This window comes from Oleiphilus sp. HI0125 (assembly GCF_001635355.1).
Map to the genome: position 1 here is coordinate 1 of NZ_LWGF01000280.1, position 968 is coordinate 968.

At 42.9% G+C, this 968-nt stretch carries 1 protein-coding gene; it reads left to right on the plus strand.

Features of this window, described 5'->3' with window-relative positions; translation table 11 throughout:
- Nucleotides 1-968 (plus strand): tRNA uracil 4-sulfurtransferase ThiI (gene thiI, locus A3762_RS03980; protein ID WP_068754203.1); only part of this gene is annotated, 968 nt, incomplete at both ends.

Here is a 968-nt window from a genome sequence, read left to right on the forward strand (position 1 = left end):
TGCTCAAATCTGTGCCGACACTTACGGGAAGCAAATCAAAGGGAAAACCTTTGTTGTTCGTGTAAAGCGTGCAGGAGAACATTCATTTGCTTCCAGTGAGCTAGAACGTTATTTGGGCGGCGCATTGCTTCGTTCATGCGAACCTGAAAGCGTTTCTCTTAAGCAGCCTGATATGACCGTAAAGTTAGAAGTTCGCGACGACACGCTGTATACCGTTTCTGAGCGCTATGAAGGCTTAGGTGGTTTTCCTATTGGCACGCAAGAGCCAGTGCTTTCGTTAATTTCTGGTGGCTTTGACTCAACCGTTTCTAGTTATTTAACAATGAAACGAGGTTTAAAAACGCATTTTTGTTTCTTTAACCTCGGCGGTGACGCGCATGAAATCGGTGTTAAGCAAGTTTCTCTGTATTTATGGGAAAAATATGGTCGCTCTCATCGAGTCCACTTTATTTCGGTGCCATTTGAAGGTGTTGTGGGTGAGATTCTCAAGCACGTTAACCATTCACATATGGGCGTGGTGCTTAAACGAATGATGGTTCGTGCTGCGCAAGAAATAGCAAAGAAAATGGATGTGACCGCGCTTGTGACAGGCGAATCAGTCGCTCAAGTTTCTAGTCAAACCGTGACAAATTTGAATGTTATTGATCGTGTATCTGAGACAGTCATTTTGCGTCCTCTGATTACGATGGATAAACTCGATATCATTCGATTGTCTGCAAAAATCGGTACCGAAGAATTCGCAAAGAATATGCCGGAGTACTGTGGTGTGATTTCGGACAAACCAACTACCTGTGCGAAGCTTGCTAAAGTAGAGGAAGAAGAAGGTAATTTTGACTTTTCTGTTTTAGATCAAGCGATTGAAGATGCGGTTGTTAGAAAGATTGACCAGGTTATGCATCAGCAGAAAAATGTGGTGGATGTTGATGTAACGACATTACCTAAAGTTGGTGATGTGGTGATTGATATTC